The sequence below is a fragment of the Streptomyces sp. NPDC042638 genome (assembly GCF_040647235.1).
Classification (GTDB): Bacteria; Actinomycetota; Actinomycetes; order Streptomycetales; family Streptomycetaceae; genus Streptomyces; species Streptomyces rameus.
Genome location: NZ_JBEZBT010000040.1, coordinates 19,979 through 36,082, shown reverse-complemented (window position 1 = coordinate 36,082; position 16,104 = coordinate 19,979). Strand labels below are relative to the sequence as shown.

The 16,104-nt window shown below is 71.0% G+C and carries 16 protein-coding genes; 10 read left to right on the top strand and 6 right to left on the bottom strand.

What is annotated here, in order from left to right:
- Positions 1–21: 21 nt before the first annotated feature.
- A complete protein-coding gene (locus AB0B40_RS27105) occupies positions 22–1,032 on the bottom strand; it encodes an aldo/keto reductase (protein WP_345057817.1) in 1,011 nt (336 codons plus the stop codon).
- 155 nt (positions 1,033–1,187) lie between these two features.
- Here AB0B40_RS27105 and AB0B40_RS27100 point away from each other — a divergent pair, with 155 nt between their 5' ends.
- On the top strand, positions 1,188–2,240 hold the full coding sequence (locus AB0B40_RS27100) for a chitinase (RefSeq protein ID WP_362266029.1): 1,053 nt from the start codon (positions 1,188–1,190) through the stop codon (positions 2,238–2,240).
- 67 nt (positions 2,241–2,307) lie between these two features.
- Here AB0B40_RS27100 and AB0B40_RS27095 read toward each other — a convergent pair whose 3' ends face one another.
- A complete protein-coding gene (locus tag AB0B40_RS27095) occupies positions 2,308–3,690 on the bottom strand; it encodes a glycine--tRNA ligase (protein WP_345057822.1) in 1,383 nt (460 codons plus the stop codon).
- 161 nt (positions 3,691–3,851) lie between these two features.
- On the opposite strand from AB0B40_RS27095, the gene AB0B40_RS27090 reads away from it, so the two are divergent.
- From AB0B40_RS27090 to AB0B40_RS27075, 4 genes are read left to right on the top strand one after another with little or no spacing between them, the layout of a single operon-like run.
- A complete protein-coding gene (locus AB0B40_RS27090; RefSeq protein WP_345057824.1) occupies positions 3,852–4,808 on the top strand; it encodes a metal ABC transporter substrate-binding protein in 957 nt (318 codons plus the stop codon).
- Between the two features lie 17 nt (positions 4,809–4,825).
- Positions 4,826–5,596 carry a metal ABC transporter ATP-binding protein gene (locus AB0B40_RS27085; RefSeq protein ID WP_345057827.1) on the top strand — a complete coding sequence of 257 codons (771 nt, stop codon included), beginning with the start codon at positions 4,826–4,828 and terminating at the stop codon, positions 5,594–5,596.
- Positions 5,596–6,498 (top strand): metal ABC transporter permease, encoded by a 903-nt coding sequence (locus AB0B40_RS27080; protein ID WP_345057830.1) that lies wholly within the window; start codon positions 5,596–5,598, stop codon positions 6,496–6,498. The genes AB0B40_RS27085 and AB0B40_RS27080 overlap by 1 nt, the downstream gene beginning before the upstream one ends.
- A gap of 60 nt (positions 6,499–6,558) precedes the next feature.
- Positions 6,559–6,975: a transcriptional repressor gene (locus tag AB0B40_RS27075; RefSeq protein WP_345057833.1), complete on the top strand. Its 417-nt coding sequence runs from the start codon at positions 6,559–6,561 to the stop codon at positions 6,973–6,975.
- 164 nt (positions 6,976–7,139) lie between these two features.
- Here the strand turns inward: AB0B40_RS27075 and AB0B40_RS27070 are convergent, their stop codons facing one another.
- The 4 genes from AB0B40_RS27070 to AB0B40_RS27055 are packed head-to-tail and all read right to left on the bottom strand — an operon-like array spanning position 7,140 to position 9,240.
- Complete coding sequence (locus tag AB0B40_RS27070; protein ID WP_345057835.1) at positions 7,140–7,988, bottom strand: isoprenyl transferase; 849 nt, start codon at positions 7,986–7,988, stop codon at positions 7,140–7,142.
- A 26-nt stretch (positions 7,989–8,014) separates the two neighbouring features.
- Positions 8,015–8,761, bottom strand: a complete 747-nt coding sequence (gene recO / locus AB0B40_RS27065) for a DNA repair protein RecO (protein ID WP_345057837.1) — start codon at positions 8,759–8,761, stop codon at positions 8,015–8,017.
- 39 nt (positions 8,762–8,800) lie between these two features.
- Positions 8,801–9,016, bottom strand: a complete 216-nt coding sequence (locus tag AB0B40_RS27060; protein ID WP_345057840.1) for a hypothetical protein — start codon at positions 9,014–9,016, stop codon at positions 8,801–8,803.
- On the bottom strand, positions 9,013–9,240 hold the full coding sequence (locus AB0B40_RS27055; RefSeq protein WP_345057843.1) for a hypothetical protein: 228 nt from the start codon (positions 9,238–9,240) through the stop codon (positions 9,013–9,015). The genes AB0B40_RS27060 and AB0B40_RS27055 overlap by 4 nt, the downstream gene beginning before the upstream one ends.
- 356 nt (positions 9,241–9,596) lie before the next feature.
- Here AB0B40_RS27055 and AB0B40_RS27050 point away from each other — a divergent pair, with 356 nt between their 5' ends.
- From AB0B40_RS27050 to AB0B40_RS27030, 5 genes are read left to right on the top strand one after another with little or no spacing between them, the layout of a single operon-like run.
- On the top strand, positions 9,597–11,216 hold the full coding sequence (locus AB0B40_RS27050; protein ID WP_362266024.1) for an ABC transporter substrate-binding protein: 1,620 nt from the start codon (positions 9,597–9,599) through the stop codon (positions 11,214–11,216).
- 4 nt (positions 11,217–11,220) lie between these two features.
- Positions 11,221–12,177, top strand: coding sequence for an ABC transporter permease (locus AB0B40_RS27045; protein WP_345057848.1), 957 nt, complete (start codon positions 11,221–11,223; stop codon positions 12,175–12,177).
- The gene (locus AB0B40_RS27040; RefSeq protein WP_362266022.1) at positions 12,177–14,153 is read left to right on the top strand and encodes a dipeptide/oligopeptide/nickel ABC transporter permease/ATP-binding protein; all 1,977 of its coding nucleotides are present in this window, start codon (positions 12,177–12,179) and stop codon (positions 14,151–14,153) included. Before AB0B40_RS27045 ends, AB0B40_RS27040 begins: the two co-directional genes overlap by 1 nt.
- The gene (locus AB0B40_RS27035) at positions 14,150–15,154 is read left to right on the top strand and encodes an ABC transporter ATP-binding protein (RefSeq protein ID WP_345057853.1); all 1,005 of its coding nucleotides are present in this window, start codon (positions 14,150–14,152) and stop codon (positions 15,152–15,154) included. Before AB0B40_RS27040 ends, AB0B40_RS27035 begins: the two co-directional genes overlap by 4 nt.
- Positions 15,155–16,102 (top strand): dihydrodipicolinate synthase family protein, encoded by a 948-nt coding sequence (locus tag AB0B40_RS27030; protein ID WP_345057856.1) that lies wholly within the window; start codon positions 15,155–15,157, stop codon positions 16,100–16,102. It abuts the gene before it with no gap.
- Positions 16,103–16,104 lie beyond the last annotated feature (2 nt).

Sequence of the window (16,104 nt, the reverse complement as noted above, 5' to 3'; positions counted from 1 at the left end):
AGACCGTACCCGGCACCCGTGTCAGCGCTCGCTGTCGAGGTGCGTCATCTGCGCACCCGGGTAGCGGTCACCGGCCGCCGCGCCCGCCGGCACCGCCTCCTCGATCGCCGTCAGGTCGGCCTCGTCCAGCGTGACGTCCAGCGCGCCCAGCGACTCGCCCAGCCGCTCGCGGGTGCGGGCGCCGACCAGCGGCACGATGTCCTCGCCGCGGGAGAGCACCCAGGCGATGGCGGTCTGGGCGACCGTGACGCCCTTCTGCTCGGCGATCTTGCGCAGCGCCTCGACCAGGCTCAGGTTGTGCCGGAGGTTCTCGCCCTGGAAGCGGGGCGAGTGGGCGCGGAAGTCGGTCGGGGACAGCTGCCGGTCGCCGGTGAAGTGGCCGGAGATCAGCCCGCGGGAGAGCACGCCGTACGCGGTGATGCCGATGCCCAGTTCGCGGGTGGCCGGCAGGATCTCCCGCTCGATGCCCCGGGAGATCAGCGAGTACTCGATCTGGAGGTCGGCGACCGGCGCGGTGGCGGCGGCCCGCCGGATGGTCTCGGCGCCGACCTCGCTCAGGCCGACGTGCCGCACGTGTCCCTTCTCGATCAGTTCGGAGATCGCGCCGACGGTCTCCTCGATCGGCACGTCCGGGTCGAGGCGCGCGATCCGGTAGACGTCGATGTGGTCGACGCCGAGGCGCTGCAGGGAGTAGGCGGCGAAGTTCTTCACAGCGGCGGGCCGGCCGTCGTAGCCGTTCCAGTTGCCGTCCGGGTCGCGCAGGGCGCCGAACTTGACGCTGGTCAGGGCCTGTTCGCGCAAGGCGGGGGGCGCGGTGCGCAGGGCCTCGCCGATGAGCATCTCGTTGTGGCCCATGGCGTAGAAGTCGCCGGTGTCCAGCAGCGTCACGCCCGCCTCCAGGGCGGCGTGGATCGTCGCGACGGACTCCGCGCGGTCGGCGTCGCCGTACAGCGCGGACATGCCCATGCAGCCGAGGCCGAGGGCGGAGACCTGGGGGCCGGTGGTTCCGAGGGTTCGGGTTCGCATCGTCATGCCACCAGAGTGGCATGACGGCTGACAGATTTCAATATCTGTCATTCCATTTTTGTCGACCCTGTCTCTGGCGTGGTCCAGACCTATTGACGAGAGGTCTGGACCATAGGACTGTCATGTCTACGACACCTCGCCGATCCCCGCCGGGAGGCCCGATGCTCCGCCGCACCCTGCGCCTGCTCACCGCCGCCCTCACCACCGCCGTCCTCGCCCCGCTCGCGATCGCCGCCGCGCCCACCGCCTCCGCCGCCGACACCTGCGCGGTGAAGTCACGACCCGCCGGCAAGGTGCTCCAGGGCTACTGGGAGAACTGGGACGGCTCCGCCAACGGCGTCCACCCGCCCTTCGGCTGGACCCCGGTCACCGACTCCCGCATCCCCGCCCACGGCTACAACGTGATCAACGCGGCCTTCCCGGTGATCCGCTCCGACGGCACGGCCCTGTGGGAGGACGGCATGGACACCGGCGTGAAGGTGGCCACGCCCGCCGAGATGTGCGCGGCCAAGGCGTCCGGCCAGACGATCCTGCTCTCCATCGGCGGCGCGGCGGCCGGCATCGACCTGAACTCCTCCGCCGTCGCCGACCGCTTCGTGGCGACGATCGTCCCGATCCTGAAGAAGTACAACTTCGACGGCATCGACATCGACATCGAGACGGGCCTGACGGGCGGCGGGAACATCAACCAGCCCTCCGCGTCGCAGGCCAACCTGATCCGCATCATCGACGGCGTCCTCTCGAAGATGCCGTCGAACTTCGGGCTGACGATGGCCCCCGAGACGGCCTACGTGACCGGCGGCAGCATCACCTACGGCTCGATCTGGGGCGCGTACCTGCCGGTCATCAAGAAGTACGCGGACAACGGCCGCCTGTGGTGGCTGAACATGCAGTACTACAACGGCAGCATGTACGGCTGCTCCGGCGACTCCTACTCGGCCGGCACCGTGCAGGGCTTCACCGCGCAGACCGACTGCCTCGACAAGGGCCTGGTGGTGCAGGGCACGACGGTCAGGGTGCCGTACGACAAGCAGGTCCCGGGCCTGCCCGCCCAGCCCGGCGCGGGCGGCGGCTACCTGCCGCCGTCCCTGGTCTCCCAGGCGTGGAAGCACTACGGCACATCGCTCAAGGGCCTGATGACCTGGTCGGTCAACTGGGACGGATCGAAGAACTGGACCTTCGGCGACAACGTCAAGGCGCTGCAGGGCCGCTGAGCGAGGGCGGACACACGAATGCCGGACGAGCTGAGCGGATCAGCTCGTCCGGCATCCGGCGTGGTGACTAGGCGCCGATCAGGCGCTGGGCCAGGTAACCCTCGATCTGGTCCAGCGAGACGCGCTCCTGCTTCATGGAGTCACGCTCGCGCACGGTGACGGCGTTGTCCTCGAGCGTGTCGAAGTCGACGGTCACGCAGAACGGCGTACCGATCTCGTCCTGACGGCGGTAGCGGCGGCCGATGGCACCGGCGTCGTCGAACTCGATGTTCCAGTTCTGCCGCAGCGCCTGCGCGAGACCCTTGGCCTTCGGGGACAGCTCCGCGTTGCGGGAGAGCGGGAGCACCGCGACCTTCACCGGGGCCAGCCGGTGGTCGAGCCGCAGGACGGTCCGCTTCTCCATCTTGCCCTTGGCGTTCGGCGCCTCGTCCTCGACGTAGGCGTCGAGCAGGAACGCCAGCATCGCGCGGCCGACACCGGCCGCGGGCTCGATGACGTACGGCGTCCAGCGCTCGCCGGCCTCCTGGTCGAAGAAGGACAGGTCCTGGCCGGAGGCCTTGGCGTGGGCGCCGAGGTCGTAGTCGGTGCGGTTGGCGACACCCTCCAGCTCGCCCCACTCGCTGCCGCCGAACTGGAAGCGGTACTCGATGTCGGCGGTGCGCTTGGAGTAGTGGGAGAGCTTCTCCTTCGGGTGCTCGTACCAGCGCATGTTCTCCTCACGCAGGCCCAGGCCCCGGTACCAGTTCCAGCGCTGCTCCATCCAGTATTCCTGCCACTGCTCGTCCTCGCCGGGCTTGACGAAGAACTCCATCTCCATCTGCTCGAACTCGCGGGTGCGGAAGATGAAGTTGCCCGGCGTGATCTCGTTGCGGAAGGACTTGCCCATCTGGGCGATGCCGAACGGGGGCTTGCGGCGCGAGGTGGTCTGCACCTGGGCGAAGTTGGTGAAGATGCCCTGGGCGGTCTCGGGGCGCAGGTAGGCGACGGAGCCGGAGTCCTGGGTCGGGCCGAGGTGCGTCGACAGCAGGCCGGAGAACTGCTTGGGCTCGGTGAACTGGCCCTTGTTGCCGCAGTTCGGGCAGTTGATGTCCGCCAGGCCGTTCGCCGGGGCGTGGCCCTTCTTCTCCTCGTACGCCTCCTCCAGGTGGTCGGCGCGGAACCGCTTGTGGCACGAGGTGCACTCGGTCAGCGGGTCCGTGAAGGTGGCGACGTGGCCGGAGGCGACCCAGACCTCGGGGGCCAGGATGACGGACGAGTCGATACCGACGACGTCCTCGCGCGACGTCACCATGTAGCGCCACCACTGGCGCTTGATGTTCTCCTTGAGCTCGACACCCAGGGGTCCGTAGTCCCAGGCGGCACGCTGTCCGCCGTAGATCTCACTGCACGGGAAAACGAAGCCACGGCGCTTGCTCAGGCTGACGATGGTGTCGATCTTGTCGGCGGCCACGGTGCTCTCTTCATTACGACGACGGGCGTGTGAAGCGAGATGCTTCCAGCGAATGATTCAGGTTACCGGCGCAGGCTCCCCCACGACCAAATCGGCCCCCGCTCCGACCACCTGGTGAGCATTGTTGACAACGGTTTCCATATTTGTTGAAAATGACTGTCATGAACGTACGACGACACCTCATACCGGCCGCCGCCCTCGCCGCGGTCACGCTCGGGACCGGCACGCTCACCGCCTGCTCCCCGGACACCGCGGCGGCGGGTGGCACCGGCAAGTTCGACGTCGTCGCGTCGTTCTACCCGATGACCTTCCTGGCCGAGCGGATCGGCGGGGACCACGTCCACGTCACCACGCTCACCTCCCCCGGCCAGGAACCCCACGACCTGGAGATCAGCCCCCGGCAGATCGCCTCGCTGGAGGAGTCCGACGCGGTCCTGTACCTGAAGGACCTCCAGCCCTCCGTCGACGAGGCGGTGGCCCAGTCCCCGGTCAAGACGAAGATCGACGCCGCCTCCCTGACCACGCTGGAGAACCACGGCAACGAGGTGGGCGGCCACGCGGCCGAGCACGACACCCACCAGGGCGAGGAGGGGGCGGCCAGGGACCCGCACATCTGGCTCGACCCGCAGCGCTACGCCCAGGTCGCCCAGGGCGTCGGCGCGGCCTTCGAGAAGGCCGACCCCGGGCACGCCGCCGACTACCGCAAGAACACCGTGCGGCTCGTCGGCGAACTGGACGCCCTGAACTTCCGGTTCAAGCAGGAACTCGCGCACACCAGGAGCAAGGTCTTCATCACCACGCACGCCGCCTTCGGCTACCTCGCCGAGCGCTACGGCCTCACCGAGGAGGCCATCAACGGCCTCGACCCCGAGTCGGAGCCGAGCGCGGCCCGGGTGCGGCAGCTGGAGAAGATGGCCAAGGCCGACGGCGTCAGCACCGTCTTCTACGAGACGCTGGTGAGCGACAAGACCGCCCGGACCATCGCGGGCGACGCGGGCCTGAAGACCGACGTCCTCGACCCGATCGAGGGCATCACCGACAAGTCCCGCGGCAAGGACTACTTCGCCGTCCAGGAGGCCAACCTCAAGGCCCTGCGCCAGGCCCTGGGCGCCAAATGAGCGGCACGGGAGAGAAGATGACCAGTGAGCCCGTCATAGCCCTGCGCGGGGTCACCGCGGAACTCGGCGCGCGGCCCGTACTGCGCGGCATCGACCTGACCGTCGGCCGCGGCGAGGTCGTCGCGCTGCTGGGCGCGAACGGCTCCGGCAAGTCCACGGCGATCCGCACGATCATCGGGCAGGTACCGGCCGCCGGCGGCACGGTCGAGCTGTTCGGCACCCCGCGGCGGTCCTTCCGGGACTGGGCGCGCGTGGGCTACGTACCGCAGCGGACGACCGCCGCGGGCGGCGTCCCGGCGACGGTCACCGAGATCGTCTCCTCCGGCCGCCTCTCCCGCACCCGCTTCGGGCTCTTCCGCAAGGCCGACCGGGAAGCCGTCCGCCGTGCCCTGGAGCTGGTCGGCATGGCCGATCGCGCCAAGGACTCGGTGACCGCCCTCTCCGGCGGCCAGCACCAGCGGGTGCTGATCGCCCGCGCGCTGGTCGCCGAGCCCGAACTGCTGATCATGGACGAGCCGATGGCCGGCGTCGACCTGGCCAGCCAGGAGGTGCTGGCCCGGACACTGCGGCAGCAGGTCGAGGCCGGTACGACGGTGCTGCTGGTGCTGCACGAACTGGGCCCGCTGGAGCCGCTGATCGACCGGGCGGTCGTCCTGCGCGACGGCTGCGTCCTGCACGACGGCCCGCCCCCGCGGGCGGTCGGCCAGCACGCGCTGCCCGGCCACGACCACGTACACCCGCACGCCCCCGCGGGCGTCGAACCGATCCGCACGGGACTGCTGAGCTGATGGACTTCCTGAACTACGCATTCATGCAGCGGGCGCTCCTCGCGGCCGTCCTGGTCGGCATCACCGCGCCCGCGGTCGGCATCTACCTGGTCCAGCGCCGCCAGGCCCTGATGGGCGACGGCATCGGGCACGTGGCCATGACCGGCGTCGGCCTCGGCTTCCTGCTGTCCACCTCCCCCGTGTGGATGGCGACGGCCGTCTCCGTCCTCGGCGCGGTCCTGATGGAGCTGATCCGCTGGTACGGCAGGACACGCGGCGACATCGCCCTCGCCATGCTGTTCTACGGCGGTATGGCTGGCGGCGTGATGCTGATCAACCTCGCGCCGGGCGGCTCCAACGCCAACCTGACCTCGTACCTGTTCGGCTCGCTGTCGACGGTGTCCGCGTCCGACGTGACGGCCATCTGCGTCCTGGCGGCCTTCGTGCTGCTGGTCACGCTGGGCCTGCGCCGCCAGCTGTTCGCGGTCAGCCAGGACGAGGAGTTCGCGCGGGTCACCGGGCTGCCGGTGCGCGCCCTGAACCTGCTGACGGCGGTCACCGCGGCCGTGACCGTGACGGTCGCCATGCGGGTCGTGGGCCTGCTGCTGGTGTCCGCGCTGATGGTCGTGCCCGTGGCGGCGGCGCAGCAGCTCACCCGCAGCTTTCTGGTCACCTTCGTGATCGCCGTGGCGATCGGCGTGGCCGTGACCGTGAGCGGCACGATCACCTCGTACTACCAGGACGTCCCGCCCGGCGCCACGATCGTCCTGCTGACCATCGCCGCGTTCGTCGCACTGACCGCACTGGCCACCCCGCTGGCCCGGCGGCGCGCCCGTGCGGCGGCCGAGGCACAGAGCGCCGGAGACCCGGCGGAGTGCACCATTCCGGCCGCGCGGGGGACCGGGGAAGAGGTCGGCGTCTGACCGCGGGTGGCCCGGGCTGGCACAATGGCCCCGGCAGACGCCAGACGTGAGGAGGCAACGGTGACGACCGCTGGACCGCCCGTGAAGGGCCGCGCGACCCGCCAGCGTGCAGCCGTGGCGGCGGCCCTGGACGAGGTCGACGAGTTCCGCAGCGCGCAGGACTTGCACGACATGCTCAAGCACAAGGGCGACTCGGTCGGTCTGACCACGGTCTACCGCACCCTCCAGTCCCTCGCCGAGGCCGGCGAGGTCGACGTCCTGCGCACGTCCGACGGCGAGTCGGTCTACCGCCGCTGCTCGACCGGCGAACACCACCACCACCTGGTCTGCCGCACCTGCGGCAAGGCGGTGGAGGTGGAGGGCCCCGCGGTGGAGAAGTGGGCGGAGGCCATCGCCGCCGAACACGGCTACGTCAACGTGGCCCACACGGTGGAGATCTTCGGCACGTGCGCCGACTGCGCGGTGCCGACCGACTGAGGCACGTCTCGCGGAGAGGGTCCGACTAGCGCGGCCAGAAGTACAGCAGCACGGCGTACAGGACGCGGCGGGCGCGGGCAGAGCCGCGAGCAGCAGGGCGCCGAGGGCAGGACAGGGGCCTCATGAGTCCCGCGTCCTCGGCGGTCCGCGTGGATGCCGGGCGGCTACGAGGTGGAGTCACCCTTGATGCCGGCCTCCATGGCGAGCAGTTCCTCGTTCGGCACGGCCCCGCCGAAGCGCCGGTCCCGGGAGGCGAACTCCATGCAGGCCCGCCACAGGTCACGGCGGTCGAAGTCGGGCCACAGCACGTCCTGGAAGACCATCTCGGCGTACGCGCTCTGCCAGAGCAGGTAGTTGGAGGTGCGCTGCTCGCCGCTCGGGCGCAGGAACAGGTCGACGTCCGGCATGTCCGGGTAGTACAGGTACTTCTGGATGGTCTTCTCGCTGACCTTCGACGGGTCGAGGCGACCGGCCTTCACGTCCTCGGCGAGGGCCTTCGCCGCGTCGGCCAGCTCGGCCCGGCCGCCGTAGTTCATGCAGAAGTACAGGGTGAGCAGGTCGTTGTCCTTGGTCTGCTCCTGGGCGACCTGAAGCTCCTTGGCCACCGACTTCCACAGCCTGGGCATGCGGCCCACCCAGCGCACCCGGATGCCGAGCGCGTCGAGCTGGTCACGGGTCTTGCGGATGAAGTCGCGGTTGAAGTTCATCAGGAAGCGGACCTCGTCGGGGGAACGCTTCCAGTTCTCGGTGGAGAAGGCGTACAGGGAGATGTTGCGCACACCGACCTCGATCGAGCCCTGGAGCACGTCCAGCACCCGCTCGGCACCGACCTTGTGCCCCTCCGTGCGCGGCAGACCGCGGTCCTTCGCCCACCGCCCGTTGCCGTCCATGACGATCGCGACGTGGTTCGGCACCAGCTCACCCGGGAGCTTGGGCGCGCGGGCACCGGACGGATGCGGCTCGGGCGCCGTGTACTCGCGCCGCTGGCGCCCCAGGATCCCGCGTACGACCATGTCCTTCTCGTCTCCTCGACCGTGAACTACTTCTCTACGTACCTGAGGGAGCGCAGCCCGCGCTCCAGATGCCAGTGCAGATAGGCGGACACCAGCCCGCTGCCCTCGCGGACGTACCGCGCCTCGCACGCGTCGGCCGTCTCCCAGTCTCCCGTAAGCAGCGCCCCGAGCAGCACCAGGGTCTGCGGGGACGGTACGACGCTGCCGGGCACCCGGCAGTCGACGCAGACGGAGCCGCCGGAGGCGACCGAGAAGAACCGGTTCGGGCCGGGCATCCCGCACTTCGCGCAGTCGGTGAAGGTGGGCGCGTACCCGTTGACGGCCAGGGAGCGCAGCAGGAAGGCGTCGAGGACGAGGTGCGGGGCGTGCTCGCCCCGGGCGAGCGTCCGCAGGCCCCCGACCAGCAGCAGGTACTGCTGGACGGCCGGCTCGCCCTCGTGGTCCGTGAACCGCTCGGCCGTCTCCAGCATGACCGTCCCGGCGGTGTACCGGGCGTAGTCGGTGACGATCCCGCCACCGTAGGGAGCGATCGTCTCGCTCTGTGTGCACAGGGGCAGACCGCGCCCGACCAGCTCGCTGCCCCGCGCGAAGAACTGCACGTCGACATGGGAGAACGGCTCCAGCCGGGCCCCGAACTTCGACTTGGTGCGCCGCACCCCGCGCGCCACTGCCCGCACCCGCCCGTGACCACGCGTGAGCAGCGTGATGATCCGGTCCGCCTCACCCAGCTTCTGGGTGCGCAGCACGATGCCGTCGTCGCGGAACAGACTCATGCCCACCATTCTCGCCCATGCCGGAAGCGGTCCGGACGGCTAGAGCGCCTCGCCGCGGCTGCGGGCGTTGGCGTAAGCGGTCGCCGCGCTCAGCCGTTCGGCGGGGGTCGCGCTGCGCAGCGCGTCCGGCTCGGCGTCCCACTCCCGCCCGCCGCCGTACGGTCTCAGCTGTACGTACGGTCCCTCGTGCCCCATGACGATGCCGACCCTTCCGGTGCCGGTGTCCATCACATGGCTGCCGACGGCGGGCCTCACCGCGCCACCGCCGCCAGCGCCGCCGCGAGCCGGCGTGCGGTCTCCGGGGAACAGCGCCCCAGCTCAACGAGCGGACAGGGCGCCTCCCGCGCGAGACTCAGCGGGTCGAGCCCCAATGACGGGAGAACAACTCCGGCCTTTTCGAGAGCCGACCGCAATTCTTTCAACGCTTCCTCCGCTTCTTCGACACACAGCGCCGCGTGGGTGGTACGTCGCGCCTTCACCGTGCTCCCCTTCCTTTCCGGATTTCACGCTTCGTACATCCAGGGTGACGCTCCGCGTCTACACTCGACAGGCGTCTGCGCCCTACAAGTGCATGGCAGGTCAAGGGGGTTGGCTATGGCCAGCGGTTCACGGCAGGCGGTCCGGAGTTCTTCAGCGCGGAGTTGAAGAGGCGCCGGGAGCTGGGGCCGGCCGCCCGGGCGGCACCCCCAGTGGTGCGACCTCTGGCGGCTAGGCCATTCGTGTGCGCTGTCTTGACCGCCCCCACAGGCCCTCTTATGGTCGCGCTACCGACCGGACGTAGGACGTAGGACGTCGTATCACCCCACCCCTCCCCCACCCACCTGCTGGAGGACCCGTGCGCGACGACGTGAACCCCGACGTACCGGCACCGCGCCGCCGGTCGTTGCTGAAGGGCGCCGGAGCGCTGGGGGCGGGCGCGCTGCTGGCGGGCTGTTCCACCGGACCGGAGTCGACCAACGAGACCGGCGGCGGCACCGGCAGGAACCGGACACTGACCGCCGTGATCGGCTACGGCAACGACGGCAGCTGGGACCCGACCCAGACGGCGTCGGCGTTCGCGATGGCCGCCAACAACCACATCTACGAGGGGCTGCTGGACACCGACCCGATCACCCGGGCGCCGTATCCGGCACTGGCCACCGAGGTGCCGAAGGATCCGGGCGCCACCCGCTGGCGGTTCGCCCTGCGCCCCGGTGCCACCTTCCACGACGGCAAGCCGGTGACCGCCGACGACGTCGTGTTCGTCTTCGACCGGATCCTGGACCCGAAGACCCAGACCCTCGCCAAGGGTTTCTTCGCCCCCTGGCTGGACTCGGTGCGGAGGGTCGACGCGCGTACCGTCGAACTGGCCCTGAAGTTCCCCTTCCCGGACGGGCTCTCCCGGCTCACGCTGGCCAAGGTCATGCCGAAGCACGTCTACTCCAGGCCCGGCGCCTGGGACGACGCGATCAAGGGGCTGGCCGTGGGCTCGGGGCCGTACCGGCAGACCGCGCACCACCCGAAGTCGAACACCACCTTCGAGGCGTTCGCCGGCTACAACGGCCCCCGCAAGCCCGCCTTCCGCAGGATGAACTGGCTGACCATAGTGGACGCGGCCCCGCGCGTGGCGAAGATCTCCGGCACCGGTGCCGGCGCGCAGATCGCCGACAACATCCCCTACGCCAACATCGCGCGCCTGGAGCAGGGCGGGCTGAAGGTGGCCGGCGGCGCCGGGATGAACAACCTCTTCCTGATGTTCAACACCCGGCACAAGCCCTTCGACGACGTCCGGGTGCGGCAGGCCCTGCACTACGCCATCGACACCGAGAAGATGGTGCAGGTCGCGCTGAAGGGCCACGGGAAGCCCGCGTCCTCGTTCCTCAACGAGGGCAATCCCAGCTACCGGCGGGCCAGGACCGTCTACGACTACGACCCCGACCGGGCCAAGGCGCTGCTCAAGGCCGCCGGGGTGACGAACCTGAAGGTCGACATCCTGGCGGTCAACGTCAGCTGGATCGTGGACTGCCTGCCGACCATCAAGTCCTCCTGGGACGCGATCGGCGTGCGGACCACCCTGGCGCCGCAGGAGACCACGGCCGTGTTCACCAAGATGGACCAGAAGCAGGACTACCAGGTGGTGGCGGCGGCCTCCAACCCCAACCAGTTCGGGCTCGACGCCGACCTGATCATGCACTACAACTACGGGCCCGGGAACCTGTGGATGCAGTACACGCGGTGGGCCGACGACCCGGTCGCCAAACAGCTCTTCAAGGACATGGACCGGGCGACCCGGGAGCCGGATCCCGCGAAGAAGAAGGCGATGGTCCAGGACTACGTCGACGTCGTCGCCGAGCAGGCCGTGCTCTACCCGGTCGTCCACAACGAGCTGATGACCGCCTGGGACGCGCGCAAGCTCAGCGGGATAAGGGCGCAGCCGTACCCGGGCGTCAACCTCCTCCAGGCCCAGTGGATCTGACCGGATGACGACCGTCGTACGGATCCTGCTCCGCCGGGTCGCCCTGCTGGTGCCGCTGCTCCTCGGCATCGTGCTGTTCGTGTTCCTGGTGATGCGGTTCTCGGACGTCGACCCGGCGTCCGCGTTCTTCCAGGGCGCCAATCCGACCCCGCGGCAGCTGCACGACTTCCGGGAGCGCAACGGGCTGCTGGACCCGCTGCCCGTGCGCTACGTCCACTTCGTCGGCGATCTGGTCCACGGCGACCTCGGCACCAGCGCCCTGACCCGCGCCCCGGTGGTCGACCAGGTCACCACCGCCCTGCCGCTCACCCTCCAGCTGACCTTCCTCGGCCTCGCCGTCGCGGTCGTGCTGGCGCTGGCCGGCGGGGTGACGGCGGCGGTGTACCGGGACCGGCTGCCGGACCAGGTCATCCGGGTCGTCTCGCTGGTCGGGGTGGCCGCGCCGGGGTTCTGGCTGGCGCTGCTGATGATCCAGTACCTGGCCGTGGACCGGGGCTGGTTCCCGACCGGCGGCTACGTCAACCCCGCCGACTCCGTCACCGGCTGGCTGAGGACGATGGCCCTGCCCGCCTTCGCCCTGTCCCTGCCGGTCGCCGCCCAGCTGACCCGGATCGTCAGGACCTCCGTGGTGGAGGAGCTGGACAAGGACTACGTCCGTACGGCCATCGGGAGCGGACTGCCGCCCCGGGTCGTGGTCGGACGGAACGTGCTGCGCAACGCCCTGGTCAATCCGCTGACCGTGCTCGGTCTGCGGGTCGGCTATCTGCTCGGCGGCGCCGTCGTGATCGAGACGATCTTCTCGCTGCCCGGCATGGGCAAGCTGATGATCGACGCCGTGCAGAACGGCGACCCGGCCGTCGTCCAGGGGGTCGTCCTCACCACGGCCACCGGGTTCGTCGTCGTCAACCTCGTCATCGACATCCTGTATCTGCTGGTCAACCCACGACTGAGGGCGGGCTGATGGTCACGCGCGCGAGCCTCACGGAGCGGCTGTCCCGGCCCGGCGTCCGGCTGCGCGGCCCGCGCCGGCTGCCGCTGCCGTCGAAGGTCGCCGTCTGCTTCCTGGCCCTGGTCGTCCTGGTCGCCGTCCTCGCGCCGGTGCTGGCGCCGGACGACCCGCTCGACCAGCAGGACCCGGCCGGCGGGTCCGGGGCGCCGTCCGCCGCGCACTGGATGGGGCAGGACAGCCTGGGCCGGGACATCCTGAGCCGGCTGATGTACGGCGCCCGCTGGTCGCTGGCGATCGGTCTGGGCGCGACGGCGCTCGCGCTCGTCGCCGGTGCCCTGCTCGGGGCGCTGGCCGCCACCTCCCGCAAGGCGGTGGACGAGACGCTGATGCGCTGCCTGGACGTCGTGATGGCGTTCCCGGGGATCGCGCTGGCGGCCGTGCTGGTCGCCGTGTTCGGCGGTGGGATCACCGTGCTGATCTGCGCGATCGCCTTCCTGTTCACACCGCCGGTGGCGCGGGTGGTGCGGGCCAACGTGCTGGACCAGTACGGGGAGGACTACGTCACCGCCGAGCGGGTGATCGGCGCCCGCACCCCGCACATCGTGCTGCGGCACGTGGCCGTCAACTGTGCCGCCCCGGTGCTGGTGTTCTGCACGGTCCAGGTCGCCGAGGCCATCGTCTTCGAGGCGTCGCTGTCCTTCATCGGCGCGGGCGTGCGGCCCCCGGACCCGTCCTGGGGCAGTGTCATCGCCGACGGCAAGAACATGGTGCTGACGGGCGGCTGGTGGGCGACCGTCTTCCCCGGGCTGCTGATCCTGCTCACCGTGCTGTCGCTGAACGTCCTGTCCGAGGGCGTGTCGGACGCGTGGGCCGCGCCCGCCCCGCGGGAGGTGCGGGCGCCGCAGGACCGGCTGGAGACGCCCGGGCCCGGCAGCGGCGAGGTGCTCCCGCTGCCCGAGCTCACCGAGGCCGCCCGGCGGCTGCGCTCCCGGGCCCGGCCGCTGCCCGACCGGAGCGGGCAGCCGGTGCTGGCCGTGGAGAACCTGGCCATCGGCTTCCCGGACCGGCACCGGGGCGTGGACATCGTGGCGGGGGTCAGCTTCGAGGTGCACCCCGGTGAGGTGCTCGGCCTGGTGGGCGAGTCGGGGTGCGGGAAGTCGCTGACCGCGCTCACGGTCATGGGCCTGCAGCCGAAGGGCGCCCGGATCAGCGGCCAGGTGCGGTTCCGGCAGCGGAATCTGCTCGCCGAGCCGATGCGGGCACGGCGGCGGCTGCTCGGCCACGAGATGGCCATGGTCTACCAGGACGCCCTGTCCTCGCTGAACCCGGCCATGACCATCCGGGCCCAGCTGAAGCAGCTCGTCCGGCGCGGTGGCCGCCGCGGCCCACGGGAGCTGCTGTCGCTGGTCGGCCTGGATCCCGAGCGCACCCTGCGCAGTTATCCGCACGAGTTGTCCGGGGGGCAGCGCCAGCGCGTGCTCATCGCCATGGCCCTGTCCCGCGAGCCGAAGCTGATCGTCGCCGACGAGCCGACCACCGCCCTGGACGTCACCGTGCAGGCACAGGTCATGGAGCTGCTGCTCAGGCTGCGGGCGGAGCTGGGCTTCGCGCTGATCCTGGTCTCGCACGACCTGGCGCTGGTCGCCGACATCACCGACCGGGTGGTGGTGATGTACGGCGGGCAGATCGTGGAGACCGGGGTGACCGCGGACCTGGTGGCGGCACCCGCCCACCACTACACGCGCGGGCTCCTCGGCAGCGTGCTCTCGCTGGAGTCGGCCGAGGAGCGGATGACGCAGATCCAGGGGGTCGTACCGGCGCCCGCCGACTTCCCGGCGGGCTGCCGGTTCGCCGACCGCTGCCCGCTCGCCACCGAGGTGTGCCACCGCACCGCCCCGGTCCTCGCGGGCACCCCGGTGCACACGGCCGCCTGCCACCACCCGGCGGTGGAGCTGACGTCCGCGGAGAGCGAGGAGGCCCTGTCGTGACCGCTGTCGTGGAGGTGCGGGACGCGCACGTCGTGCACAGGGCGCGCAGCGGCGGCCTGTTCCGGCGGGACCGGGTGTACGCCCTGACCGGCGCCGATCTCCGCGTCGCGCCCGGTGAGACGGTCGGCGTGGTCGGCGAGTCGGGGTGCGGGAAGTCGACGCTGGCGAAGGTGCTGGTGGGCATCGAGCGACCGGTCTCCGGGTCGGTGTCGTTCGGTGGCCGGGACCTGTGGGCGATGCCGGCCGCGGAGCGCCGGGCCACGGTCGGCGCGGGCACCGGCATGATCTTCCAGGACCCGTCGACCGCACTGAACCGCCGGCTGACGGTCCGCCGGGTCCTGCGGGACCCGCTGGACGTCCACCGGCGCGGTACCCGGTCCGAACGGGAGGACCGGGTCCGGGAGTTGATGGCCCTGGTGGGCCTGCCCCGGGCGCTGGCCGACGCGCTGCCGGGGCAGCTGTCCGGCGGGCAGCGGCAGCGCGTCGCCATCGCCCGCGCGCTCGCCCTGGACCCGGCCCTGGTCGTCGCCGACGAGCCGACCAGCGCCCTGGACGTCTCGGTCCGGGCGCAGATCCTCAATCTGCTGCTCGACCTGAAGGAACGCCTCGGTCTCGCCCTGGTGTTCGTCTCGCACGACATCCAGACGGTACGGCGGATGAGCGACCGGGTGGTCACCATGTACCTCGGCCGGATCGTGGAGGAGACCCCGGCGGGCCGGGTCACCGACGCCGCCCGGCACCCGTACACCCGTGCCCTGTTCTCGGCCACGCCCGGCCTGCTGGACCCGATCGAACCGATCCCGCTGAGCGGGCCGGTGCCCTCGGCGACCCGGCCGCCGAGCGGCTGCCCGTTCCGCACCCGCTGCTGGAAGGCCGACGAGGTGTGCGCCCGGGTGATGCCGGACTTCTCGGCCGCGTCGCAGCCCGGACACCGCTACCGTTGTCACCATCCTGTGGAGGAGGACACGTCGACCCGAGACCTAGCTCGCCAGGAGCCCTGAATGACCTTCCCCGCGCCCCTCACCGGTGTCGTCCCGCCCGTCTGCACGCCGCTCACGCCCGGGCGGGAGGTGGACGTTCCCTCGCTGCTGCGTCTGGTGGACTTCCTGCTGGAGGCCGGGGTGCACGGGCTGTTCCTGCTCGGCTCGACCTCGGAGGCGGCCTTCCTGACGGACGGGCAGCGCAGGCAGGTGGTGGAGGCGGTCACCGCGCACGTGGGCGGTCAGCTGCCCGTCCTGGCGGGTGCGATCGACATGACCACCCCGCGCGTCCTGGAACACGTCTCGGCGGTCGCCGCGGCCGGCGCGCAGGCCGTCGTCGTCACCGCCCCGTTCTACGCCCGCACCCATCCCTCGGAGATCGTCCACCACTACCGCCGGATCGCCGCCGCCAGCCCGGTCCCGGTGATCGCCTACGACATCCCCGTCGCCGTGCACACCAAACTCCCCGCCGATCTGGTGCTGGGGCTCGCCGGGGACGGCGTACTGGCCGGGATCAAGGACTCCAGCGGGGATCTGGCGGCCTTCCGGGAGATCGTCACGGGTGCCCGCAGCCACCCCGGGTTCAGTGTCCTGACCGGCTCCGAGCTGGTGACCGACTCCGCGCTGGCGCTGGGCGCCGACGGGGCCGTCCCGGGTCTCGCCAACGTCGACCCGCACGGCTACGTGCGTCTGTACCGGCAGTGCCGGGCGGGCGACTGGGAGGGCGCGCGGGCCGAGCAGGAGCGGCTGTGCGCCCTGTTCGGGATCGTCGGCGCCGGCGCCCCGGCGCGGATGGGCGGCAGTTCCTCGGCCCTGGGCGCGTTCAAGGCGGCGCTGCATCTGCGCGGTGTCATCGACTGCCCGGTGACGGCGGAGCCGCAGGTGCCGCTGTCCGGCGAGGAGGTCGAACAGGTCGGCAAGTTCCTGGCCGCGGCCGGGCTGCTCGGCGCGGGGACGGACCGGCGCTGAGG

Coding starts and splice junctions, on each gene's coding strand:
- AB0B40_RS27100 (WP_362266029.1), top strand. CDS start 1,188: ATGCTCCGCCGCACCCTGCGCCTGCTCACCGCCGCCCTCACCACCGCC.
- AB0B40_RS27030 (WP_345057856.1), top strand. CDS start 15,155: ATGACCTTCCCCGCGCCCCTCACCGGTGTCGTCCCGCCCGTCTGCACG.
- AB0B40_RS27085 (WP_345057827.1), top strand. CDS start 4,826: ATGACCAGTGAGCCCGTCATAGCCCTGCGCGGGGTCACCGCGGAACTC.
- AB0B40_RS27040 (WP_362266022.1), top strand. CDS start 12,177: ATGGTCACGCGCGCGAGCCTCACGGAGCGGCTGTCCCGGCCCGGCGTC.
- AB0B40_RS27080 (WP_345057830.1), top strand. CDS start 5,596: ATGGACTTCCTGAACTACGCATTCATGCAGCGGGCGCTCCTCGCGGCC.
- AB0B40_RS27070 (WP_345057835.1), bottom strand. CDS start 7,988: ATGGTCGTACGCGGGATCCTGGGGCGCCAGCGGCGCGAGTACACGGCG.
- AB0B40_RS27105 (WP_345057817.1), bottom strand. CDS start 1,032: ATGACGATGCGAACCCGAACCCTCGGAACCACCGGCCCCCAGGTCTCC.
- recO (WP_345057837.1), bottom strand. CDS start 8,761: ATGAGTCTGTTCCGCGACGACGGCATCGTGCTGCGCACCCAGAAGCTG.
- AB0B40_RS27045 (WP_345057848.1), top strand. CDS start 11,221: ATGACGACCGTCGTACGGATCCTGCTCCGCCGGGTCGCCCTGCTGGTG.
- AB0B40_RS27090 (WP_345057824.1), top strand. CDS start 3,852: ATGAACGTACGACGACACCTCATACCGGCCGCCGCCCTCGCCGCGGTC.